The organism is Anaeromicrobium sp., assembly GCF_025210435.1.
Taxonomy (GTDB): Bacteria; Bacillota; Clostridia; order Peptostreptococcales; family Thermotaleaceae; genus Anaeromicrobium.
Window position 1 is genome coordinate 1 of record NZ_JAOART010000138.1, and the last position, 25,245, is coordinate 25,245.

Consider the following 25,245-nt stretch of genomic DNA (forward strand, 5'->3'; position numbering starts at 1 on the left):
ACCCAAGTCCTTGTCACAAGCGAAAGTGTGAATCTTCGTATATAGGTTCATGTGTCATGTTGGAGTAGCATAGGATGTTGTGACGTTCCAGGGTTCCAAAGATTTTCAATCGTTTCCCTTATAGGCAAGTTACTGTATAAAGCAATTTTAAAACCAAGAAATCTATAAAAATATAAAATTGGAGGTGTTTTTATGCATGAGCATACATTCCCTTATATGAAAGAACCAAAGAATAAACCAGTCTTAGCTAGGGCTTATGTACCCTTTCAAAGATTAGATAAAACCTATCATCCAGAAGAAGCTTTAATGAGAGGTACCCTATTTCCTGAACTATATAGTCCTTTTTTACCTAGTCACTAGGAGGTGTTATTATGGATACACGACAATCTAGTATGTTAAAGAAACTCATGGAAATGAGCTTTGTTCTTCTTGAGATAAGCCTTTATCTAGATACCCATCCCCATGATAAAAGGGCCCTTGCCATTCACAATAATGTTTCAATACAACATAAAAATCTACGAGACAAATATACTGACATGTATGGTCCTTTAAGCATTTCAGATGAAAATAAAGATACTTGGCAATATATACAAACGCCTTGGCCTTGGGATTATGATTTTAGTTAAATTATAGGAGGTTTTTATATGTGGGTATACGAAAAAAAATTGCAATATCCAGTTAGAGTAGATACCACCAACCCAGCACTAGCCGCCATGATACTAGAACAATTTGGCGGTGGAGATGGTGAATTATCTGCTGGCATAAGGTACTTAACTCAAAGATATTCCATGCCTACCAATGAGGCTAAGGGAATATTAACAGATATAGGAACAGAAGAATTAGCCCATTGGGAAATAATAGGAACTCTTGCATGGAAATTAGTGAAAAATGCTTCTATTGAAAAAATAAAGGGAACTCCCTTTGAATCCCATTTCATATCCCATGGTCGTAACCCATTTCCCCATGATGCTTCTGGAGTTCCTTGGACAGCTACCTTTATTCAGGCTAAGGAAGATCCTATTGCCAACTTACATGAGGATATGGCAGCAGAGCAAAAGGCTCGTGCCACTTATGAATCCATTATAAAAATAAGTGATGATCCAGGAGTAAATGAGGCCTTAGGATTTTTAAGAGAAAGGGAAGTAGTTCACTTTCAAAGATTTGGAGAAACCCTTAGAATAGTTCAAGAATTTCAGGATAGTAAAAAGTTCTTTTAAAGTAAATTAAAAGGGTGGCTAATTTTAGCCACCTTTAATTATTCTACCAATGCAATTGCCTCAATTTCAACTAATGCGTCCTTAGGAACTCTTGCAACTTCCACAGCACTCCTTGATGGATATGTACCACTAAAAAACTCTCCATATACTTCGTTCATTTGAGCAAAATCATTCATGTCATTTAAAAATACAGTAGTCTTAACAACCTTATCCATAGAAGTACCTGCTTCTTCTAATATGGCTTTAACATTCTCTAGGGATTGTCTAGTTTGTTCCTTAATTGTCTCTGGCATTTGTCCAGTTTCTGGATTAATAGGTAATTGCCCAGAAGTGATAATCATATTCCCAAACTTAACCCCTTGAGAATAAGGTCCAATAGCCCCTGGTGCTTTATTTGTACTTACAGCTTCTTTCATCTTCTCTTCAGCCTCCTTCATATAAATACAATTTTAGTATATCACAATTAAATGTTAATATATTCAATAATTTTCATGCGTATTTATACATGTTCCTTTAACTTAAATCCTAAAATTTAAGGATTTTTTCCTATTGATATATACAAATAGTACAATTATTAAAAGGATTTTTTATAACTAATGTAGAATACTGTTACATATTGTATCGTATGTTAAAACAGGAGGTTTTATGGAACTCTATTTGAAAAACTCAAATAAAATTTTATATAAAAATATTCTAAAATATTTTATTATTTTAAGCCTAGCAACTTCAGTTATCTGCTATGAAGTATATTTAATAGGTTTTAAATACACAAAGGATTTAATAATACATAACCAAAAAATCCATTGTGAAATTGTAAAAAATACTATAAATAATGAATTTGAAAATATAATTGGAGATTTAAAATACTTATATGCAAACAAACAATTACAAAACTATATGAACTATGGAAATGAATCTGAACTAGATAGTTTCATTAATCAACTCTATACTTTTTCTAACTCTAAAAAAATTTATAACCAAATTCGCATATTAGATGTGGATGGAAATGAAGTGGTGAAGGTGGTTTATGAAGATAGTTTGCCTCAAGTCATACCAAAGGAAGATTTGCAAAATAAGAAGGATCGATATTATTTTAAGGAAACTATGAAGTTAGAAAAAGGAGAACTCTATATTTCACAATTAGATTTAAATCGTGAAAATGGTAAACTTGAATTACCATATAAACCCACTATACGATTTTCAACTCCCCTTTATGATCATATGGGGAATAAACGTGGCACATTAATTATTAACTATTTTGGTAAATATCTCATAGATAAAATTCATGTAAGATATAATCGAAATATATACAAATTTTTAACTCCTGAATTAATGCTTCTAAATAATGATGGATATTGGCTTATGGGTAATAATACTAGTAATAATTGGACCTTTTTGGTGAAAGGTAAAGAACATATTTCTTTTAAATCAACCTATCCCCATCCATGGAACGCTATAATCCAAAACAAATCTGGAGTATACAAGGATAAAAATGGAATATTTACCTTTGATACGGTATCCCCTACTTATGGCTATTATAAATTGAATAATAGGTGTAATTTCTCTAATGAATATAATCCTATAGTATATAATTCAAATTATTCATGGATTCTAGTATCCTATTTAGATTCTTATTCCGTATCACAAATAAGGGAGTTTGTTTTAAACACCCTAGGTCGCTGGAGTGGTTTAATAATAGTCCTTATATTTGTTTTATCCGTAGTACTAGCCTACATAGATTTTAATAACAAGTTATGTAAAAATCAATTAAAAAGGGATGCTCATACGGATATTCTTACGGGATTGTATAATAGACGGGCTGGATTGGACTTATTAGAAAAGCATATATCTAATTTAGATGAGACTAATAAAGACCTATCTATTGCTTATATAGATTTAAATAATTTAAAAATTGTTAATGATATCTATGGTCATAAAGAAGGAGATTTTTTAATCTGTAAAATATGTACCATAATTAAAGAAAGTATCAGATCTACAGATACCTTTTGTAGATTAGGTGGAGATGAATTTCTAATAATATTGACTAATTGTAATGAAAGCCAAGCTAAAGAAATTATTACTAAGGTTAAAATAAAACTTAGTCAATATACTAGAAGAGCTACAAAAGACTATGCCTTTTCCATTAGCGCAGGAATTTGTCAATATGATAGTAGAATATTTAGTACCTTAGATCATTTTTTAGAAGAAGCTGATAGAAGAATGTATTTAGACAAAAAAAATTACAAAAAAATAATATAAGGTATATGAAAAAAATAAACTAGTCAATTTTGTGAGGGATTTGGATTATTTTCAAGGCATGGTGAGCGAGCATATTAAAGATATGTAAGGGATTCCATAACGAAGAAAACAATTCAAATAACCAGTAAAATGGCTAATTTATTTTTTGAATATGCCTTATAAAGGGGACGGTTATAACCGTCCCTCACTAATTTCTATACCCTTATCTAATATAATATCTGCTAAATGAATCTTTTTCATTTCTCCGTACTCAGTAATTTTACCATTTTTTTCTAAAATAGTAACTATATTTGTATCCTTTTCAAATCCTGCACCCTTTTTAGTCAAATCATTGGCAACAATCATATCTACATTTTTCTTATTGAGCTTTGATTTTGCATTATCTACTAAATCGTTAGTTTCTGCTGCAAAACCTATTAAAATCTTATTATTATCCCTATTCAATCTACCTAGTTCTTTTAAAATATCATGATTTCGCTCTAAGGCTATAGCCAATTCATCATTACTTTTTTTGATTTTTCTATGACTCACATCTTTAGGTCTATAATCTGCCACAGCAGCAGATTTAATTATTATGTTAGCCCAATTAAATCTACTCGTAACCTCCTTATACATATGATCTGCCGTTTCTATGGATATGAACTCTACGCCCTTTGGTTTGTCCAAATTTGTAGGCCCTGATATTAAAACCACATTTGCTCCCCTTTTAGCAGCTCTCTGTGCTATAGCATATCCCATTTTCCCCGATGAATGATTAGTTATATATCTAACCGGGTCTATAGGTTCCCTTGTGGGTCCTGCCGTAATCAATATGTTTTTACCCTTTAAATCCTGCTTTTCTTCTAACAATTTTATAGCTTCATTAACTATTACTTCTGGATCTGCCAATTTACCCTTTCCTAAGTCTCCACAAGCCAATCTACCCTCTGCTGGATCTACAAAGTCATATCCTAATCTCTTTAATTTTTCCATATTCTCCTGTACAACCACATTTTCATACATATTTGTATTCATGGCAGGTGCTATTAATATTTTAGCCCTTGTGGCCATAATTGTAGTACTAAGCATGTCATCAGCTATACCATTAGCCATCTTACCTATTATATTTGCAGTTGCCGGTGCCAATAAAAATAAGTCAGCCTTTTTAGCAAGGGCAATATGCTCTATATCCCAAGACTTAGGCTCATGAAACATATCTGTTACCACATAATTTTGAGATAAAGATCTAAAGGTAAGGGGAGTTACAAACTCTGTGGCAGACTTAGTCATAATAACATCCACATTATATCCCTTTTTCTTTAATCTACTTACTATATCACAAGCCTTATATACTGCAATTCCACCAGTTACTCCTAAAACTATATTTTTCATATTCTACACCTCTTTATACTATTATCTAACTAATATTATTTTTAAATCACATGATAATTATATATTAGAACATATAATAGAAAGAGACAACCTAATAGCTGTCTCCATTTACCTATAGATTTCTTTCATATATTATCCTAAGTCCATTTAATGTAAGAAGTGGATCATTTACATCTATCACATCAGTTTCCTCTTCAATTATTTTAGCAAGGCCACCTGTTGCTATTACCTTAACATTAGGATTATTCATCTCTTCTTTAACTTTATTTACTATATATTCTACTTGACCTATATATCCATATACTAATCCAGCCTGCATACTTGTTATAGTATTTTTAGCCATGATACTGTCAGGCTTCTTAATTTCTATATTAGGAAGCTTTGCTGCTCTACTCCATAGGGCATCTGCAGAAATTTTAATACCTGGTGATATTATTCCTGTTATGAACTCTCCCTTTTCTGTAACCACATCATATGTGGTGGCTGTACCAAAATCTATTACTATGGCAGGACCTCCATAGGTATAGTATGCTCCTGCACAGTTTACAATACGGTCTGCCCCTACCTCTTTAGGGTTTTCTGTTTTAATATTTATTCCCGTCTTAATTCCAGGTCCTACTATGATAGGTTCTATATGAAAATATTTTTTAATTCCATTTATCATGGAATACATTATATTTGGAACTACAGAAGATACTATTACTTCTTTTACATCCTCAGTTTTTAGTCCCCTATTTTCTATAAGCGAATGTAATAATATACCAAATTCATCAGATGTTCTCTTTGTTCCAGTAGTTAATCTCCAACTGCCAATCAATTCTTGTCCTTTAAATGCTCCTAGGACTACATTAGTATTTCCTACGTCTACCACTAAAATCATATGTTCCATCTCCCTTAATAAAGGGACGAATAGTAATAACACCTACTCGTCCCATCCTATGACTATTTATATATTTTTTTAACAGCTAACACTATAGGAGTACATATAATTCCAGCAGCTATGGCCTCAGCAATGCCGTTAGTTGATGCCACTGTTATTACGAAAGCCTTTGCAGTCTTTCCTTGTAGTATTTGCTCTATCCTCTCAGCATATACTAGATATAACATACCTAATACTCCCACCGTATTAGTTAAGCTTCCAATTGCAGCTCCTATAAATACACTTACATTTTCATTTTTTTCCTTAAATAATTTCTTTACAAATTCATATCCATAGTATGACATGACCCCAATAAATATCCTTGGTCCAATAGAAATTATTGGGTTTATAAATAAAATAGATAGTGGACTCGATGGCCTCGTAATTGAGCGTATTACACCGGCAGCTCCCATACAAAATCCAACTACAGCCCCTATTACTGGGCCCATTACTATACCTGCTATGACCGTTGGTAAATGAACTATTGTTATGGCTACCATTGGCAACGGTATTACCCCTATGGTGTAATCCAAAAGTACTGTAATAGCAACCATCATTGCAGTTAGTGTCAATTTCTTTGATGATACTCTTTTTTTGTTTAAAACTTCCATTGATTCTTCTCCTCCGTTCTCGTTCTCAAAGATACAAGACGTATTTTTCATGATGCCATTTAATTATATACAGAACATATATAAAAATCAATATGATTTTTATATAATTTATAAAGGTAATTTTTTCGTGTACATGTATTCAATTTCAATGTGTCTAGTACTATATATTTATGAATTTAAATCCCCTATAAAGTAACTTACCTAGGAATGAAAATATATTTTCATTCCTAGGCTCACATAAAGGAGTTTTTCAATTAACAAGAATCTTTTACCTATTATAATTATCTATTATTTTTTTTAACCATTTTATAGCTTCTTCACTCATATTCCATTTTTTATTATCTCTTTTCAAATCTTCCATTGTACCATATCCACCACAATATCCATTTAACTTAGTTGCTTTTTCACTATTAGTGAACTACACCCCACTTACTTCGTTGAAGTGGGGGCTTCAAAAGAAGATTGATAGTCTAGGCTATCCTTATTCTTTTAGGCGTGTCCACTTTGCCCCTACTGTATAGGACATTTAAGTCCACAACATTACTTTTTTTTAATATGTTCAAAGCACCATTAACATCTGCATTGAAGGTATATCCTGTTTTAGTTTTATACAATCCACGTTTTATACGTCTACCACTAAACTTATAGTCAATTGGATTATCAGCATTGTATTTAGGTATATTATCATTATCGAAAAAGCTTGATTTTGAAGTGTAGCTTTCTTCTTGTTTTACAAAATTGATACCATATAGATTACAAAGATATTCAAGTTTTTCTTTGATGTTGCCTATTGGAATATTAACAAAGTTTTGATTGTTTTTACGACCTAAATTAATATTTTTTTGAAGTGTTTCGGCATAGCCAATAACAAGATTTCCAATATGATTACCTAAGCAATAATTAATAATATGCCTACAAGTCTTGTTAATATAGTCATTTACTTTGTTATTTCTATTATTAGCAAGATTATATTGTCTTTTAGTTATACCTTTGATGCCTTGTTTATCTTTAATTGATTGCAATTTAGCATTCTGTTTATTGTAACATTGATTAATTGATTTTAGTTTTCTACCATCAATAATGAAACTTTTTCCTAGGTTCGTAACACAAGTAGCAAGATTATTTAATCCTAAATCTATTGCTAGTGCTTTTGTTTGGTCTAAATTTCTTTGTTCTTCTTTTACTTCATAAGTATATTGAATTTCAAAGAACCTAGCTTTATTTTTAGGAATGATGCGAATTTCCTTGATTTTCTTGTCTACTAACTGTGGTGGAATTGTTATAGTAATTGGATTATGTGTTTTTTTATATTCTCTTGAATATGGAATGGTCAATTTATTTCCATTAGTACGAACAAAACCTATTATTAGTGGGAAATATCCATCTTCTTTTAGGTATTTAGGTAGCTTTATAGAACTAAAATCATATTTACCTTTTTTAGCAAGTTTTATTAGATTAAAGAACGATTTAAAAGAACCGTCTACTTTTTTAAGTATTTGTTGAGCCATGTTGCTATTAAGTAGTTTATAATTCTCATTTTCTTTGGATAGTCTATAGTTATTTTCATAGCTTAAATACTCTTTTTGTTCAAAGTAATATTGACGAACATTATACAAACCAACGTTATACATGTTTTTAGCAATATGACACAACTCTTTTAAATCTAAATATTGTTCTTTAGTTAAATGCTTTACTTGTTGTTTTATACATAGATACATAGAATGTCACCACCTTTCTATATGTTTATCATAGCACATTTTACTAAAAATATCGCTATACAGTAAAATACATTTTGCTACGCAAGTGACAATAGATTTCTTATTTATAAACTTACTTTATGTGAGCCTACTTCAGGAAAATATTGAAATTTTTTTCCACCCAAGTCCTTGTCACAAGCAAAAGTGTGAATCTTTGTAGATAGGTTCATGACTCATACCCAAGTAGCATAGGATGTTGTGACGTTCCAGGGTTCCAAAAATTTTCAATAGTTTCCGTATGATCTCCAATATTTCCATAAGTAGGGTTTAAAGTAGTTCCTCCAGCATAACCTACCCTTGTCTTCTTAATACCTTCCAATATGCCAAACTTGGCAGCTGGTGTCCAAAATCATCCCATACCTAGTGTTGCAATTTTAATCATATGATCATCTCCCTTTCTTTGATATGTATTTATCATCTTTTATATAAAATCTCCATAGTTTATCTTTATATTCTTCTGTATAATCTATATTTATTCTGGTAGATTCTATTATTTCAAATTTCACATTAATAACTTTAAGCTAACTCTTTTATTATCATAATAGAAAAGTTTTGCATAAATAGTTATCTACCTAATTATCCATTATTAGATATAATTTACCGTCTACACAAAACCTTAACTTAAACCTTAATATATTGAATTATTTTGTTTATCGATGGTTAATAATATTTTTCCATTTTCTATATTTAAGTATTCATCATAGAACTTTGTTTCTATTGAAGGGTTAGAACTTTGATTCATTACAGATATATTAAATAATGAGCCGTCTAATGCATTGCTAGTTAATTCAACAATGATATTACCATTTTCTTCTTTTAATTTCATATTAACAAATACAAAGGTTTCACTATTGGTATCAGCATATTGAAAAAATAAATTAGTCATTTCACTGGTTATTTGAATTATTTTCTTCGTTATAGAATCGCTTACATATGTTCAATATGCTCGCTTACCATGCATTGAAAATAATCCGAATTCCTCAGAGAACTGACTAGTTTATTTCTTTCATATACCTTAATTAATTTTGTAGGTTATTGTAATTACTCCATAGCTATTACACTAAGAATTTTTCATGAAATTACTAGCCACCGTCTGGCGAAAAATTATTATACTTATGCTAATCATATTTCAAAGAAATTGGTAGAATAAGATGAAAAAAGCAAAAAACTGCTGATTTTAATCATCAGCAGTTTTTTTCCCGTTTTTTTAATTTAATCTTTCTTTTATTTTTTCTATCTTATCTTTATCTAATCCTGTTGCTTCAACAACAAATCGTATATCCATTCCCATAAGTAATAACCTTTGTGCTGTTTTTTCTAACCCTTCTTCTCTACCTTTTTCTTCTCTAATTTTAAGTTCTTCCTCTATTTTTCTACCTAAGTTGCTTACCATATCTTCTCCCTCCTTTTCTGATATCTCCATCAACAACCTAGCCATATTACTATCTTTGTTTTTTCTAAATCTATCTTTAAATATATTTACTATCCAATTTCTAAATACTTGTAGCTGCTCTTTAGTGGCATTTTTTCTAATTATCCTACCTATTAATTCTAATCGCGTTACTATCTCTTCATATTCTATATGCTGGTCTATTAAAAATACTGCACTAATTATATTTGCTATTTCTAATAATTTATCTTTTTCCATTCTATTTACATCAAATAACAAATATTTAAAATCTACTATATTATCACCAAATAACTCACCACCACTTATTTTTTCCTTAAAAGATCTTGCAGCAGTCCAATTATTTTTTCCATTATATAATACCATCGGTACTATGGCTGGTAGTTTATAGTCTTTTCTTTTTTTGATTTTTTCATCAGTATTTTTAAGTTCATCTCTCCATATCTCTGCCATATACATAAATAGTCGTATAGGCATTCTAAAATCCACTTTCGATTGTAATTCTAGTAATACATAAAATATTATTTCATTTCCATCTAAATTTACCTTATATATTATATCTGCCTCTTCTTCTTTAAAATCTTCTAATATAAACTCTTTATCTATTAAAATTAAATCTTCCTCTTTTATTAAATCTACCCACTGTTTATTTACAAAGCCTCTTAAAAATTCTACAAAATTCTTCTTATTAGAAAGTATACTTTTATAGCCTAAATCATGTTCATTATTAATACTATTGTTCATATATTTCACCATCTTCCTATTTAAATTATATCATAGTATAATTTTTTTATTCTATCCATTAATGAAAAAACTTTAGAGGCTCCTCCTAACCTAATCACAAAAACTTTACTTGTCTTATATTATATAGAAAAGGCAAAATATAAAAAATAAATAGGTGATATAATGTACGATCATTTACAAAAATATTCAGAAGACTTTATACTGACTTTATCTACTTTATATGGAGTAGAAAGTGCTTCCATAGATAGTTCTCATCCTAATAGTACTATATATAATCCCCTTTTATTAAGGGCAGGGGAAGTTAATAAAAGCACATTTATTAAACCTTACTATAATTCTTACATTAAATTTAATACTAAAAATTTTAAAGGTCTTACCATTTCTAATGGTTATTTATCCTTATACTGTAACTACTTTAGAAAGCCCACCTTCCATGGAGAATTAATTGTAATAGAAGATCCTATGGATTTTAAGAGTATTACATGGAATACCCAACCCATATCCTATAGGAAAATAGCTGACTTTTCCATAGAAGAAGAAGGTATTATAAACATCCCTATTCCACCTTACAAAATCATGGAAGATATCCTATTGTTAGGATTATTGTCTAAAGAAGGAGATAGCCTAGCCACCTTCCATAGTTCTATTAATTTTAAGCATAAACCAAAGTTTGTATTGAGTTTTTAAATTATAAATTTCATAACACTAGGCTTTCTTTATGCAGTAACTTGCCTACGAAGGTAAATATATTGAAAATTTTTGGAATTGTGGAACGTCACAACATCCTATGATACTTGAACATGAATCATGAACCTATCTACTAAGATTCACACTCTAGCATGTGACAGGGACTTCAATGGAAAAGATTTTCAATATATTTTCCTGAAGTAGGCTCACATAAAGCTAGTTTATAAATGCGGAATCTATAAAGGGGAGCGACTATTTTAGTGGCTCCTTAAATTTGTCATTCCTTATATTATCTTTGTATATTCAATAAAAGAAAATAGCACACTAATATGGAACTTAGTATACATAAGGAGATTTTTTCATGGACACTAATAGACATTGGAAAATAAGAATATTTATTTTATGTTGGACAACTTATGCCCTAATATATTTTGGAAGATTGAATTTATCCATAGCCCTACCAGACCTTCAAAAGACCTTCCATTGGAGTAAATCTACTTTAGGATTAATAGGTACTTCTTTTTTCTGGCTATATGGGATAGGACAATTAATAAACGGCTATTTAGGTGATAAACTGTCTAGTAGAATATTTATTACTATAGGTATATTATGCTCTGGATTAATAAATATATGTTTTTCCTTTTCTAAAAACTTCTACATTATGATAATCTTGTGGGCTCTAAATGGTTATTTTTTATCTATGATCTGGGGACCCTTAGTAAAAATATTATCTAAATGGTTTTCTAAAGAAGAAAGAAATGGTCTATCCATAGGAATATCCACATCTACTGTGGGAGGATATTTATTAGGTTGGGGATTTATAGGTTTTGTAGTAAAAAAATATGGCTGGTCTTATGGTTTTTTCATTCCTGGTGTGGTTTTATCCATATATTCATTCATATGGTATATGTTAATAAGAAATAATCCTAAAAAAAATCACAGGATTGAAAAGGAAAAAAATAAAGATTATACATTAAAATACGTTCTAAAAAAGAAAAGACTATATTTCATAATTCCATGTGCCTTTTGCCAAGGAATCATAAAGGAATCCATAGGCCTTTGGGGCCCCTTGTTACTAATGGAAACTAAAAAACTTAGTCTAGGTTCTGCTACTAAGTATATTCTATTATTGCCCTTTATGAATTTTATAGGTATTACTTTAGGTGGCTTTTTAAATAAAAAATTAGGCTATAAACCAAAATTCACCATGTTCATATTATTATGTATTAATCTTGTGAGTACAAGTATCTTTTTATTTATCCCATTAAATATGGTCTATACCCTACTCACATTAGGAATCATATCTGCTTCCATATATGGGGTAAATTCCATATTACTTAGCTATATTCCCCTTAGTGTGGGAAAATATAATAAGTCTTCCTCTGTGGCTGGTCTTTTAGACTTTTCATCTTATTTTGCAGCGGGCATTGCCATATATGCTAGTGGATATATAGTAGATAATTTTTCTTGGAATGGAGTTATATTTATATGGTTGGTATTAGCCCTATTAGCTTTAATCTTTTTATTTATAGATTTTTTACTTAGAAAAGTAAAAAATAGCCCTTAGTTTTAAACTAAGAGCTTATTTTTTAATAAAATTTTTCATTAAGTATGTAAAAAAACAAACTAGCCAAATCCCTCAGAGAACTGACTAGTTTATTTCTTTCAAATGCCTAATTAAACATTTGTATTCTTTTTCTCTTTAAAGGATGCATAGATATCAAGCATAATCAAATCCATCAGCTTTGATCTAAAATTATCATCTTGAAGAATTTTGCCATAAAATTCTTGGTTCTTGTCATATTCTTCAATTACACCATCTAAAAATGATGGTTCAAATGCATACTTAAAGTCATCATAAGAATTATTTTCTGCCTTTAATTTTAGTTCTTCATTAATCTTTAAATTATTTCTAATTTGTTCTACTGCTAATTTTTCTGATTCTGAAAAATTAGTCCCAAATCTGTCGTTTAATTTATTGATTATATTACTTAAATAGTCAGTTTCTGGTTCTGATACTTGTCCTCCACCTGCAACTTTAATATTAACACCTATATCTTCCCCTTGTTCTAAATAAATGCTTCCCTCAGTTTTTTTCTCAAGTTTATAATATTGCAGTAGAATTTTATCTGTAATATCTACACCACCAGTACTCTCAACATTAATTTTTTTCAGCAAAAATCTAAGATATACACTCAATCTATGCAAATCAGAATCTATGATTGGAGCTACTTGAATAATCAAATTATATAAGTTAATAAATTTAGTAATAATAGTCTTAAACTCTAGAATTTCTTCCCTAGAAAAATCTTCCATACGATTTAATGAATTATCTACTAGATGATTCATGGTACTAATATCTGATTTTGAATGTTTATCTTTAAAATAAATTTCAGTAAAAAGAATAACATCCTCTCTATTTATTACCTGTTTATCATAAATAGTTCTTTCAGTAGTATAGATTTCATTAGGATCAATATCATTATTTAGTGTAGTAATTTTGTAAAATGGCTTAAAGGCAGATAAAATTTCCTCTGGTTCATTTACAAAGTCTAAAACAAAGGTATCTTCCTTCCCAGGATAAATTCTATTTAATCTAGATAAAGTTTGAACAGCCCTTACACCTGATAATTTCTTATCTACATACATAGTATGCAGTTTGGGTTGATCAAAACCTGTCTGATACTTATTCGCTACAATCAATATCCTTGATTCATCCTTTTCAAAGGCCTTTGGTAATCTTGTTTCTGACACCCCTTCATTCATTGAAGTTTCTTTATATTCAACTTCATTGTCCTTTACCTTACCAGAAAAAGCCACTAAAGTTTTTAGATCTTCATAACCCATCCTTTTAATATACTTATCAAAAGCAATCTTATATCTTACAGCATGAAGCCTTGAAGCAGTTACCACCATGGCCTTTGCCTTACCACCGATTTTTTTCATAATATGATTTTTAAAATGTTCTATAATAATTTCTGTCTTCTGAGAAATATTATGAGGATGTAAACTTACATATTTTGCAATAGATTTAGTAGCTTTACTTTTATCAAAGGAAGGGTCTTCTTCAATTTTTTTATTCACATTATAATACATCTTATAAGTCATATAATTATTTAATACATCTAAAATAAATCCTTCTTCAATAGCTTGCTTCATACTATATATATGAAATGGTCTATACTTTTCTCTTGCATTTAGACTCTCAATATCTACAGGTATACCAAATAGTTTTAATGTAGTTCCCTTTGGAGTTGCTGTAAAAGCAAAGAAACTCACATTATCATTATCTACAAACTTTTCTAACTGCATATTGATTTTATCTTCAGCATCTAATTCTTCTACTTCTTCTTTACTTGCAGCCTCTAGTGCTTCTTCTTGTGTTAAAGATTCTTTAAGAGCCATGATATTTTTTCCTGATGTGGATGAATGGGCTTCATCAATGATTATGGCATATTTTTTACCTTCAGTTCCTGATATTTTATCTAATATAAAGGGGAACTTTTGAATAGTGCTAATAATTATCTTGGTACCCTTTTCAAGCTCTAATGCTAATTGGGATGAGTCTCCATGAATCTTTGCCACAAGCCCAATCTTATGTTCTAATTGATAAATAGAATCTTGGAGCTGTTGGTCTAAAACCTTTCTATCTGTAACAACAATTACACCATTAAATATAACTTTATTATGAATATCATGTAATGAGGCCAATCTATGAGCAAGCCATGTAATAGAATTAGTCTTTCCTGAACCTGCCGAATGTTGAATAAGATATTTATTCCCTGAACCATTCTTCTTAACATGAGAGAGTACATCTCTTACCACATCTAATTGATGGTATCTTGGGAAAATAACATTTTCTTTTATAATTTCATCTCCATTTTCAAGTTCTTCTTCTTTTCTCTGAACATAAGTGAATTTATGTATTATCTCTAGTATAGAGTCTTTTCTTAAAACTTCTTCCCATATATAATGAGTCTTCAACTTCCCCTTTATTGAAGGATTCCCTGCACCAAGATTAACGCCCTTATTAAATGGTAAAAATACTGTATTTTCTCCATTCAACTTAGTGGTCATATATGCTTCATCTGTATCTATAGAAAAATTAACAATAGCTCTTTCTTTAAATCTAAATAATTGATCTTTATTACTACGGTCTTCTTTGTACTGAGTAATGGCATTTTTGTAACTTTGTCCTGTAAAAGCGTTTTTAAGCTCCATTGTAATTATAGGAATCCCATTAAGAAATATTACTAAATCAATACGGTCATCTTTTTTTGAATCATAAACTAATTCTTCTGTGACTGACAAAATATTTTGTTTATATAGAATATATTGGTCAGGGTTTAAGTTAGTTGGTGGCTTAGGGTAAGCTAATTTAATTTTCACTCCATAATCTTTAATACCATGTTTTAAAACGTCAATAGATCCTCTTGTACTAAGTTGTCTATTAAGGTTATTTAGTACCTTTGAACGATAATTAGTTTTATATATTTCCTTTAACCTATTCATTGATTTTTCTTGGGTATTTTCAAGAAAAGAGAATAATTGCTCCACATCAATGGCAATCTCTTTATCATATCCAGAGTTAAAGGATTGGATATAGTTATTTTCATTAATTAAGTGTTCTTTTATCAATGATTGAAATGATTTTTCCTTTAGTATTTGTGGTGTTCCCCCTGTAATCATTCTTATTCCCCTTCCTCAATTGGTTCCCAATCTCTAAGGTCAATTTTCCCTGTTACTGCTTCTGAAATAAGGGATTGTTTGGCTTCTTTGAGTTTTTCTATCTGCCTTTTTACCATATCTATTGTTTTTGCATATTCTTTAGTCTTATTATTGAAGAAAATAGCTATATTTTCTTGTACATAATTTTCTGGATATGGTATATATAAATTGCTTATCATTCCTACCGATAATCCAGGTTGTGCAGCCGAGATAGAATATTGGTTCAAATTCATACTTTTCAGTAATTCACCTAACCAAATGTAATTTGTCTTTGAAGTTATACTAACTACTACAGCATGTTCAGAAGCCCAAAACATTCCATGAGCATAATTGACATTTCCACACAATGCTCCTTGCCTACCTATTAAAACATAATCCCCTTTATGTGTAAATGAATGAGTATATCCTCTAAGCCCGTTCCCACCATATACAGGGAACTCACCTTCTTCTTTAATGGATTCATTAGTTATTATATTTCCACTTCTCATTGTAGCTATGTGCTTAATTTTCTTAACTTGCCAATCCTTGGGTATCATCCCTAACCATTCTACACCGCTATCTTTCATTTCCGAGGAATCTCGTTTAACTAACTTGTCCCCATGAATTTTTACTTTACCAGTAACCACTTCTGATATAAGACTTTTTTTAGCTTCTTCAAGCTTTTTTATTAATTCCTCTTTTTTTGAGATAATAGAGTCAAACTGAGCTGTTTTCATGTCTAGGAAGTTGGCTATTTTTTGCTGCTCCATTAATTCTAAAATAGGAATAAGTATTTTCCTCATTCTGTCTATATTTGTAGACCATAAATCATCAACAATCCCAGTTCCCCATCGATAAAATTCTTCTGAAAAGTAGTAATTTCTGAATAAATAATTAACATAAGATGGTTCAAATTTATTTAATGGTTTTAAAACATGACATATTAAAGAAACTGATCCATCATAAGGTGATATTCCACAAGAACCTTTTCTATCTGCTCTACTATTTATAACAAAATCATCTTTTAAAACTTTTTTTCTATTATCACCATTATCTGTCTTAGCAACAGTTTTAAGCTGTTTTAAAATTCCACTTTTAGTCACTGATAATGGTTCATACACTTTATCACTAACTTTTTCACTCCTTGTTATGAAAAAATGTTGAACCCTTCCACTTTTCCACTCCTTAGGGATCTTTCCTAACCATTCAATGCCACTATCCTTCATTTCCTCTTCACTTCTATATTTAATCTCATCCATTATCCAATCACCTTCCTTATCTGTGATTGAATCTCTTTCTCTAACTCCTCTATCTCAAACATAATATCTTTAAAAGGTCTTAATTCTTCATACTTATAAAAATATCTTGTAAATGGTATTTCATAGCCAATCTTACTCTTTGTATGATCAATCCAAAACTCATTAATATGAGGTTTTACTTCCCTTTCTACATAACTAAGAATATTTTCTTTTTCTTTCTCTATATGTTTTTTAGTTTCCACATGAAACTCTTTTACATCTATACATAGTGGAATTGTTTCTGTATCTCTTAATGAAGTATCTGCTTCTTTCTTTTTACCCTTCATACAATAATCAGCTGTTTCATCTCTCTCTGAAAGGCCCATAAGAATTGCCTTATATAATCCATTAGTAAGTTTTAAGTCCTTTAATATATTTTTTAAGTTTTTATCAAATTCTTCTCTATTTTTAATTATTTCATCACTTATATTTTCTTTTAGTAAACTTATAATTTTTTCTTGTACTTCCTTTCCCTTATACTGCTTTTCAAGGTCTGTTAATTCCTTTTTCTTAATAGATTGTTTTTCTTTTTTAAGTTCAAGTTCCTGTGTTTTGTCCTCATCATAGAGTTTTGAAAACGCTGATTCTGAATATAGGTTTTCAATTCTTTCTTCACTTATCTGGAAATTTAATCTTAATGGTCTTTCAATAGTAACCTTTAAATATGCAAATTTTTTATTATGAAATATCTTACAATGTTCATTTTCTTTAAACTCACCATATATACGGCTGATTTTTTTAATATCAGCTTCACTAATTTCATTTCTCTTAGATCCTAAAGACTTTCTCATTTTATGATAAAAGCTTGAAGCATTAACTAATTGAATTTTTCCTTTTCTAACGGGTCCATTTAATACATTTTCATTCTTTCTGTTAGTTAAAATCCAAATATAGGTTGAAATACCTGTATTGTAAAAAAGATCTGTAGGTAAAGCTATTATTCCCTCTAATAGGTCATTTTCAATTACCCATCTTCTAATTTCAGATTCACCTGAACCTGCATCCCCTGTAAAGAGTGGTGAACCATTAAAGATAATTGCCATTCTAGAACCCTTTTCATCGTCCATCATTTTAGATAACATATGTTGTAAAAATAATAGAGAACCGTCTGATGTTCTTGGTGTTCCTGCACCAAAACGACCATCAAAACCTAATTTTTCTATTTCATTTCTAAAAATATCATCTTCTTTATATTTCTTCCAATCAACACCAAAAGGCGGATTCATAAGGGCAAATCTAACCTTTTGATTTTTATGACCATCTGCTGTAAATGAATTACCAAATACAATATTTTTTTCTTGTTGGCCTTTAATCAGAATATCTGAGCGACAAATAGCATAGGATTGTGGATTAAGCTCTTGTCCAAAAACTTCTACCTGTGCACTAGGATTTAATTTCTTAATATAATCTGTTGCAACAGATAACATACCTCCAGTACCACAGGCAAAATCTCCTACTGTAAATATACTTCCTTCCTTTGTTAAATCTTCTTCCACTCCATTGAATATCAGATTAACCATAAGCTCTATAACTTCTCTAGGTGTATAGTGATCACCAGCTTCTGCATTTTCTGAAAATCTTCTGATTAATTCTTCAAATACATATCCCATCTCTTGATTAGAAACTACTTCTGGATGAAGGTCTATATTATTAAATTCTTTTATAACTAGGAATAAAAGGTTATTATCATCTAGCTTTTTAATTTCTTTATCAAATTCAAAATTCTCAACTATTTCTCTAATATTAGCTGAAAATCCTCGTATATAACTTTCCAAGTTAGCTCTTATGTTATCTGGATCATCTAATAATTTATTAAAATCATATTCAGATTTATTTGAGAAATTATGTCCAGCAATTTTATTTAATATCATTTCAATATCTGTGGTTTTAGCTTTCTCAATTACAGATTCCTTTGTATTTTCAAGCAAACAATCAAAACGTCTTAATACTGCCATTGGTAATATAACATCACCATATTTTTCTGGCTTATATGGACCTCTTAATAGTTCTGCTATTTTCCATATAAAATTCACTTTATCATTAAAGTTCTTCATCTAACTCCTCCTAGTATTGAAATTTAAGTCATTATTGAATCCTTTCCATTTTTTTATAAGCTTCAGTATGATATACACTCAAATTCCATTTGGTTTTCATTTATTTCAACCTCTGTGTATGTATTTAACTCTCCAATACTGTATCTTATGCCATATTTTTTTAAATACTAACAATTTTCAATGATTTATATGAGATTTCTACACTGCTTATATTATAATAAATTTATTGTAGTAAATACAATTATTATGTATAACTATAGGAGTAGGGTCAATAACATTTTTTATCATTCAAAAAAATAGCCCTTAGTTCACACTAAAAGCTATTCAATAAAGTTTTTCATTACACTAATGGTATATAATCCTTTGGCTTTTTATTCAAAAAGAATATTCCCCTTGTTCCTATTCCTAGATTACTTCCAAAGGAACTTCCTATTAAATTTATCATATAATCTTTTATGCCTAATCTCTCCGTTAGCATCTCTTTTAATTTAAGAGCCCCTTCTAAGTCTTCTGCATGGCTTATTCCTATTAATTGGTCCTTAAAATCTCCGATTCGCTCTTCTACTATATCAACCATAGTTTTTAGGGCCTTTTTGTTTCCCCTAACCTTGTCTAAAGGTTCTACTGCTCCTTCTTTTAAGGATAATATTACTTTTATTTTAAACATATCTCCCAATAGGGCAGCACTTTTGCTAAGTCTTCCACATCTATATAAAGCACTTAAACTATCTACAGTAAATATATGTTCAATATTATTTGTTTGAAATTCTAAACTCTCTACAATTTCATGAAAATCTCTTTTATCATCTATTTGTTTTAAAGTTTCATAGGCCATAAGACCAATACCCGTTGAACCAGCTTTAGAATCTACTATTTTTAGTTTGAAATCTGGATATTCTTCCTTTAGATCCTTAGCCACCAGTAGGGCCGTTTGATAGGTTCCTGATAATTCACTGGATATGGTTAAATAAATACATTCATTCCCTTCCTTGGCGTGCTTTTCAAAGACCTCTTTCATATTACTTGGATTAACTTGAGATGTCTTAGGGTGATGGCCTGCCCTCATAAGTTCATATAGTTCCTCTAGTGTTATATTTACCTTATCTAAATATTCCTTTCCATCAATATATACTCTTAATGGTAGCATATCCAAATCATACTTTTTTATTATTTCCTCAGGTAAATCGCAGGTACTATCTATTATCAGCTTTATACTCATGTATATCTTCCTTTCAAATTTATGCTAAATGCCTTTTTATTTATACCTTCATAACAATCTTTAACTTATCTTAATTATATATGACAATAGACTAGTTTCAACAAAAAAGAGAGAAATATGTAGAAATTTAATAGACTAATTTATTTTTTATGGATCGTTTCTCTGTCTTTAATTTTATAATACCCACTATGATTTAATAATTTTAGTGGTAAAATTAAGTAGAGGGAGGGATTGTTTTGAAAAAAATAATTAGTTTAATATTGACTTTATTAGTTACATTCTCTTTTACTGCATGTTCTAAGGAAGTGAAACCAAAAGTAGTAAAAGAAAAAATTAACATTAATGTGGCCTCTTTAAAGGGACCTACTGGCATGGGAATGGTAAAGCTTTTAGAAGATAAACCAAGTTTTGGAGAGAATGTGGAAGTGAATTATTCCATAGAATCAGCACCAGATTTATTAAAAAGTAAACTATTGAATAAGGAAATAGATATAGCCGCTCTACCAACTAATTTGGCTTCTATTATGTATAATAAAACAAAGGGTGCTTACCAATTGGGAGCTGTAAATACCCTTGGTGTCTTATATGTGATTACAAGTCGTGATGACATAAAATCTATAGATGATTTAGATGGTAAAAAAATTGGAATAAGTTCAAAGGGTTCTGTACCAGATTTCATATTTAATTACATATTAGATAAAAACCACATTGAAAATAAAAATATAAATTACATTATGGAACACGGAAATTTGGCTAAACAGCTCATTTCTGGAGATAGTGATTTAAGTTTGCTTCCTGAGCCCTTTGTAACTATGGTGACTATGAAAAATAAAAACTTGAAGGTTGCCCTAGATGTTCAAGAGAAGTTTAGAAATATAGAGGGAAAAGATAGTCATATACCTATGGGGTGTATAGTAATACGTAAAGAGTTTGCCAAAAATCATCCTCAAGTAGTAGAAAAGTTTTTAAAGGAATATGAGGATTCCATAAAGTGGACTAACGAAAACGTGATAGAAGCTTCTAAATTAATAGAAAAATTCCAAATACTACCTTCTGCTAAAATGGCAGAATTGGCCATACCAAAGTGTAATCTAGTTTACATGAACTCTAAGGATTCAAAGGATATGTTAGATAAATTTTATGAACTTTTAATGAATTTTAACCCTAAATCTGTTGGAGGAAAAATTCCAGATGAGAATTTTTATTATTAGATTGAAGAAATTCTTCCCCATATTATTTTGGATAATAATATGGCAAATAATAGCTTCATTACTAAATAGGGAGGTTTACCTCCCTACTCCTATTAATACTATAAAAGCCCTATTTAATATAGTTCAAACTAAGGGGTTTTTCATGTCCATATCCTATACATTACTTAGGGTCTTTGCAGGTTTTTTTGTATCCTTTACCCTAGGAATAATAATAGGATTATTTAGTTCCTTTAATAAATACATATATAATTTATTAAATCCTTTAGTCATATGCATAAAATCTACTCCCGTAATATCCATAATAATAATATTTTTGAGTTGGTTCAAATCAGGTGTAGTACCTGTTATTATAACCTTCTTAATGTGTTTTCCCATCATATGGACTAATGTAGTTGAGGGAATAAAGAATACGGATAAATTATTAGTGGACATGGCAAAAATATATAAGGTTAGTAAATATAACATATTAAAACATATATATTTACCCTCTATTCTACCTTATATAGTATCCGGTTCCCTAACGGCCCTTGGCTTAGGTTGGAAGGTAGCCGTAGCAGCTGAAGTACTAAGCCAACCAACCCATTCCATAGGAGCTCATCTTTATGACTCTAAAATATATTTGGAAACGGAAAGCTTATTTGCTTGGACATTAATTGTTATAATCCTTAGCTTCCTATTTGAACATTTTTTCAAATATATTATTAGTATTAAAATGAAAGGAAGAATTTAATTGTCTATTTGGATTAAAAATTTAAATAAATCCTACCATGACCTAAAAGTTTATAAGAACTTTAATATAAAATTTGAAAAAAATAAGATCAATACACTTCTAGGCCCCTCTGGTTGTGGGAAAACTACTTTAATAAATATAATAGCAGGTCTTTCTCCCTATGATTCAGGCCATATGGAAGGTCTTGATTTTAAAAATATTTCTTATATATTTCAAGAACCCCGTTTAATACCTTGGCTCAGTGTATACGATAATATAGATTTTGTTTTAAAGGGACAATTTGAACAAAAAAAAAGGAGTACAATTATTAACTCCCATTTAGAATTAGTAAATTTACAAGAATTTAAAGACTATTATCCAGAAAACTTAAGTGGTGGTATGAAACAAAGGGTATCCATAGCTCGTGCTTTTTCATACCCTTCTAATATACTTTTGATGGATGAACCCTTTAAAGGCTTAGATATTAATTTAAAACATGACATAATAAATTCATTCATAAAATTATATGAAAACAAACCCAAAACCATCATATATGTGACCCATCACATTGATGAATCCTTACTTTTAAGTGACCACATATATATACTAAATAATTCTCCTGTTGAGATAATAGAAGAAATAAACATATTTGAGGAAAAGAAAAATCGTAATCTAAATGATGAGTATTTCATAGATTTAAAAGAATATATTTCTTCAAAATTATAATACATATGATTCCTTATATATTCAACAACATCTGTAAGGAATCATATGCCTAAATATATTTTAATTTTTATCTATTCTCAAAATATTCTAGTATGGATTCCCTAGCCACATCTATCATGAATTCTATTTCCTCTTCATTAATCACATATGGAGGCATGAAATATACCACATCTCCCATAGGTCTTATTAATACTCCCTTTTTTAGGGCTATCTTATATATTTCATATCCGACTCTCTCATCCCAAGGAAATCTTTCTTTACTTTCCTTATCCTTTACTAATTCCACTGCTCCTACCATTCCTATTTGACGATATTCGCCTACTTGTGGTATATCTAGCAACTTTTCTTCAGCAATTCGTCTAAGGACCTTAGATTTTTCTTCATTTTTTTGGAGGACCTTATCTTCTTCAAATATTTTCAGAGTCTCTAGGGCCACACTACAAGCTAGGGCATTTCCTGAATAACTATGACTGTGAATAAAAGATCTTCCTGCCCTATAATCATCATAAAAAGCATCATATATTTTATCTGTCATAATAGTCAGTGCTAGGGGTAAGTACCCTGCTGTTATGCCCTTTGATACGGTCATTAAATCTGGCGTTATACCAGCATGCTCACAGGCAAACATTTTACCAGTACGACCCATACCCATGGCAATCTCATCTGCTATTAGGTTTATATCATATTCATCACATAAATGTCTTAATTTCTTAAGATACTTTGGAGAATATATTTTTATTCCACCAGCCCCTTGTACCATAGGCTCTATTATTACGGCACTAATTTCTTCATGATTTTCCTTAATAGTCTCTTCCATGTGTTCAAAACATTCTGCATCACAATTATCTCTACATTTTTCGTATTTACATCTATAGCAATCTGGGCTATATACCCTTTTCACATCTAATAGTAGAGGCTTAAATATCTGACTATATCTATCACATCCACCCATGGATAGGGCACCTATAGTTTCTCCATGGTATGCATCTGTCAATGCCACAAACTTTTTCTTCTTTTCTTTCCCCGTTTGATAATGGTATTGGAAACTTATTTTTAAGGCCACTTCTATAGATGAAGACCCATTATCTGCAAAAAATACCTTTCCCAATCCCTTAGGAACTAATTTCATCAACCTCTCACATAATTCTATGGCCGGTTCATGGGAAAAGTTTGCAAATATCACATGTTCCAATTGATTCGCCTGTTTATATAGGGCATCATTTATCCTTTTATTAGAGTGACCAAATAAATTTACCCACCAGGAAGACACAGCATCTAAGTACCTCTTTCCCTCTATATCTTCTATAAATACACCATCACCCTTTTTCACTATTATAGGTGGCAATTCTTCATAGTCCTTCATCTGAGAACAGGGATGCCATATGTATTGTAAATCTTTTTTCTGAAGTTCTTCTACCTTATTCATCTTAAAAGCCCCCTTAGTTTCTAATACATACACTCCATATTAAATTTATTAAACTCATTTCTTATTTCTTCTATGGATTCACTATTTTCAATCCTATTAACTACTCCTAATATTTTTTCTCCAGTTATATCTTTAATTATTTCTATATTATCATCTTCATAATAAGATCCAGTGTATCCATTTACTACAATTCCTTTAATATTAATATTCTTACTTCTTAAAAATTCTATTGTAAGAACTGTATGGTTAATAGTACCCACACCAGCACGAGTAACTACTATAACATCTAAACCTAAGTCTTTTACCATATCATATATGTAGTATTCATTTCTTACTATGGGAACTACCACACCTCCAGCCCCTTCTACTACCACATATTCATACTTTTTTGAAAGCTTATTATAGTCATTTATTATCTTTTTTCTATCTATATGGACATTACTCCTCATAGCTGCCATATGGGGAGATACAGGGTCTTTAAAACAATATGAATTCATATTGTCATACTCTTCATCTAAGCCTGCCACATCCTTTACAAAGGACACATCTCCTGGAATCAACTTATCATTTTCAACCACTCCACCACTTAATACAGGCTTAAATACACAGGCATCCACTCCCATTTCCTTAAGCTTGTACACTAACCCTGCCGTTACAAAGGTCTTACCCACATCCGTATCCGTACCTACTACAAAAACTCCTTTACCCATTTCACACCTCTTTCGTTAACCTTTTTCTTTTTATTAGTTACGTAAAATTTGTACAAACAATCACAACAAATCTGGAAATATAATTCCAGTAATTATTATGTAATTCAGTTAAATTTAGCATAGATTTCAGCTTGTTTTTTACTGGAATAATATAACATAACAAAATAAATCATAACAACTATAGGTAACCAATTGATTACCATTTAAAGAAA

22 protein-coding genes and 2 pseudogenes are annotated in these 25,245 nt (G+C 30.2%); 9 read left to right on the plus strand and 15 right to left on the minus strand.

Features of this window, described 5'->3' with window-relative positions; translation table 11 throughout:
- Positions 1 to 192: 192 nt before the first annotated feature.
- Genes N4A57_RS16750 through N4A57_RS16760 form a run of 3 tightly spaced genes read left to right on the plus strand, consistent with a single transcriptional unit; the run spans position 193 to position 1,217 of the window.
- Complete coding sequence (locus tag N4A57_RS16750) at positions 193 to 360, plus strand: spore coat associated protein CotJA (RefSeq protein ID WP_293659209.1); 168 nt, start codon at positions 193 to 195, stop codon at positions 358 to 360.
- Between the two features lie 11 nt (positions 361 to 371).
- On the plus strand, positions 372 to 626 hold the full coding sequence (locus N4A57_RS16755) for a spore coat protein CotJB (protein ID WP_293659210.1): 255 nt from the start codon (positions 372 to 374) through the stop codon (positions 624 to 626).
- A gap of 18 nt (positions 627 to 644) precedes the next feature.
- Positions 645 to 1,217 carry a manganese catalase family protein gene (locus N4A57_RS16760; RefSeq protein WP_293659211.1) on the plus strand — a complete coding sequence of 191 codons (573 nt, stop codon included), beginning with the start codon at positions 645 to 647 and terminating at the stop codon, positions 1,215 to 1,217.
- Positions 1,218 to 1,255: 38 nt separating this feature from the next.
- Here N4A57_RS16760 and N4A57_RS16765 read toward each other — a convergent pair whose 3' ends face one another.
- Positions 1,256 to 1,633, minus strand: a complete 378-nt coding sequence (locus tag N4A57_RS16765) for a RidA family protein (protein WP_293659212.1) — start codon at positions 1,631 to 1,633, stop codon at positions 1,256 to 1,258.
- A 229-nt stretch (positions 1,634 to 1,862) separates the two neighbouring features.
- Between N4A57_RS16765 and N4A57_RS16770 the strand changes: the two genes are divergently transcribed.
- On the plus strand, positions 1,863 to 3,476 hold the full coding sequence (locus N4A57_RS16770; RefSeq protein ID WP_293659213.1) for a sensor domain-containing diguanylate cyclase: 1,614 nt from the start codon (positions 1,863 to 1,865) through the stop codon (positions 3,474 to 3,476).
- 171 nt (positions 3,477 to 3,647) lie between these two features.
- Here the strand turns inward: N4A57_RS16770 and coaBC are convergent, their stop codons facing one another.
- The 8 genes and pseudogenes from coaBC to N4A57_RS16810 form a co-directional block, all read right to left on the minus strand.
- On the minus strand, positions 3,648 to 4,847 hold the full coding sequence (gene coaBC, locus N4A57_RS16775; RefSeq protein ID WP_293659214.1) for a bifunctional phosphopantothenoylcysteine decarboxylase/phosphopantothenate--cysteine ligase CoaBC: 1,200 nt from the start codon (positions 4,845 to 4,847) through the stop codon (positions 3,648 to 3,650).
- Between the two features lie 112 nt (positions 4,848 to 4,959).
- Entirely contained in the window at positions 4,960 to 5,727 is a 768-nt protein-coding gene (locus N4A57_RS16780) for a type III pantothenate kinase (protein WP_293659215.1), read from the minus strand.
- Between the two features lie 62 nt (positions 5,728 to 5,789).
- Positions 5,790 to 6,377, minus strand: coding sequence for an ECF transporter S component (locus N4A57_RS16785; protein WP_293659216.1), 588 nt, complete (start codon positions 6,375 to 6,377; stop codon positions 5,790 to 5,792).
- Between the two features lie 268 nt (positions 6,378 to 6,645).
- Positions 6,646 to 6,774: pseudogene (locus tag N4A57_RS18545) on the minus strand (hypothetical protein); the annotation flags it as partial.
- Positions 6,775 to 6,847: 73 nt separating this feature from the next.
- The gene (locus tag N4A57_RS16790) at positions 6,848 to 8,095 is read right to left on the minus strand and encodes an RNA-guided endonuclease InsQ/TnpB family protein (protein WP_293659218.1); all 1,248 of its coding nucleotides are present in this window, start codon (positions 8,093 to 8,095) and stop codon (positions 6,848 to 6,850) included.
- 205 nt (positions 8,096 to 8,300) lie between these two features.
- Positions 8,301 to 8,471 (minus strand): annotated as a pseudogene (locus N4A57_RS16795) (peptide-methionine (S)-S-oxide reductase); the annotation flags it as partial.
- Between the two features lie 291 nt (positions 8,472 to 8,762).
- Positions 8,763 to 9,020, minus strand: coding sequence for a hypothetical protein (locus N4A57_RS16805; RefSeq protein WP_293659219.1), 258 nt, complete (start codon positions 9,018 to 9,020; stop codon positions 8,763 to 8,765).
- A 321-nt stretch (positions 9,021 to 9,341) separates the two neighbouring features.
- Positions 9,342 to 10,286 carry an Rpn family recombination-promoting nuclease/putative transposase gene (locus N4A57_RS16810; RefSeq protein WP_293659220.1) on the minus strand — a complete coding sequence of 315 codons (945 nt, stop codon included), beginning with the start codon at positions 10,284 to 10,286 and terminating at the stop codon, positions 9,342 to 9,344.
- Between the two features lie 162 nt (positions 10,287 to 10,448).
- On the opposite strand from N4A57_RS16810, the gene N4A57_RS16815 reads away from it, so the two are divergent.
- Together N4A57_RS16815 and N4A57_RS16820 are read left to right on the plus strand one after the other, a co-directional pair.
- Positions 10,449 to 10,973: a hypothetical protein gene (locus tag N4A57_RS16815; protein WP_293659222.1), complete on the plus strand. Its 525-nt coding sequence runs from the start codon at positions 10,449 to 10,451 to the stop codon at positions 10,971 to 10,973.
- Positions 10,974 to 11,334: 361 nt separating this feature from the next.
- Positions 11,335 to 12,540, plus strand: coding sequence for an MFS transporter (locus tag N4A57_RS16820; protein ID WP_293659223.1), 1,206 nt, complete (start codon positions 11,335 to 11,337; stop codon positions 12,538 to 12,540).
- A 110-nt stretch (positions 12,541 to 12,650) separates the two neighbouring features.
- Here N4A57_RS16820 and N4A57_RS16825 read toward each other — a convergent pair whose 3' ends face one another.
- The 4 genes from N4A57_RS16825 to N4A57_RS16840 all read right to left on the minus strand — a co-directional run bounded on the left by N4A57_RS16825 (position 12,651) and on the right by N4A57_RS16840 (position 20,251).
- Entirely contained in the window at positions 12,651 to 15,662 is a 3,012-nt protein-coding gene (locus tag N4A57_RS16825; protein ID WP_293659224.1) for a type I restriction endonuclease subunit R, read from the minus strand.
- Positions 15,663 to 15,664: 2 nt separating this feature from the next.
- Positions 15,665 to 16,939, minus strand: a complete 1,275-nt coding sequence (locus N4A57_RS16830; RefSeq protein WP_293659225.1) for a restriction endonuclease subunit S — start codon at positions 16,937 to 16,939, stop codon at positions 15,665 to 15,667.
- The gene (locus N4A57_RS16835; RefSeq protein ID WP_293659227.1) at positions 16,939 to 19,032 is read right to left on the minus strand and encodes a type I restriction-modification system subunit M; all 2,094 of its coding nucleotides are present in this window, start codon (positions 19,030 to 19,032) and stop codon (positions 16,939 to 16,941) included. Before N4A57_RS16835 ends, N4A57_RS16830 begins: the two co-directional genes overlap by 1 nt.
- A gap of 340 nt (positions 19,033 to 19,372) precedes the next feature.
- Complete coding sequence (locus tag N4A57_RS16840; protein ID WP_293659228.1) at positions 19,373 to 20,251, minus strand: DegV family protein; 879 nt, start codon at positions 20,249 to 20,251, stop codon at positions 19,373 to 19,375.
- A 236-nt stretch (positions 20,252 to 20,487) separates the two neighbouring features.
- Between N4A57_RS16840 and N4A57_RS16845 the strand changes: the two genes are divergently transcribed.
- The 3 genes from N4A57_RS16845 to N4A57_RS16855 are packed head-to-tail and all read left to right on the plus strand — an operon-like array spanning position 20,488 to position 22,897.
- A complete protein-coding gene (locus tag N4A57_RS16845) occupies positions 20,488 to 21,462 on the plus strand; it encodes an ABC transporter substrate-binding protein (RefSeq protein WP_293659229.1) in 975 nt (324 codons plus the stop codon).
- Complete coding sequence (locus tag N4A57_RS16850; RefSeq protein WP_293659230.1) at positions 21,443 to 22,192, plus strand: ABC transporter permease; 750 nt, start codon at positions 21,443 to 21,445, stop codon at positions 22,190 to 22,192. The genes N4A57_RS16845 and N4A57_RS16850 overlap by 20 nt, the downstream gene beginning before the upstream one ends.
- Positions 22,193 to 22,897, plus strand: coding sequence for an ABC transporter ATP-binding protein (locus N4A57_RS16855; RefSeq protein ID WP_293659231.1), 705 nt, complete (start codon positions 22,193 to 22,195; stop codon positions 22,895 to 22,897).
- 67 nt (positions 22,898 to 22,964) lie between these two features.
- Here the strand turns inward: N4A57_RS16855 and bioA are convergent, their stop codons facing one another.
- On the minus strand, positions 22,965 to 24,323 hold the full coding sequence (gene bioA, locus N4A57_RS16860) for an adenosylmethionine--8-amino-7-oxononanoate transaminase (protein ID WP_293659232.1): 1,359 nt from the start codon (positions 24,321 to 24,323) through the stop codon (positions 22,965 to 22,967).
- Positions 24,324 to 24,343: 20 nt separating this feature from the next.
- Positions 24,344 to 25,033: a dethiobiotin synthase gene (bioD, locus tag N4A57_RS16865; protein WP_293659233.1), complete on the minus strand. Its 690-nt coding sequence runs from the start codon at positions 25,031 to 25,033 to the stop codon at positions 24,344 to 24,346.
- Positions 25,034 to 25,245: the final 212 nt, after the last annotated feature.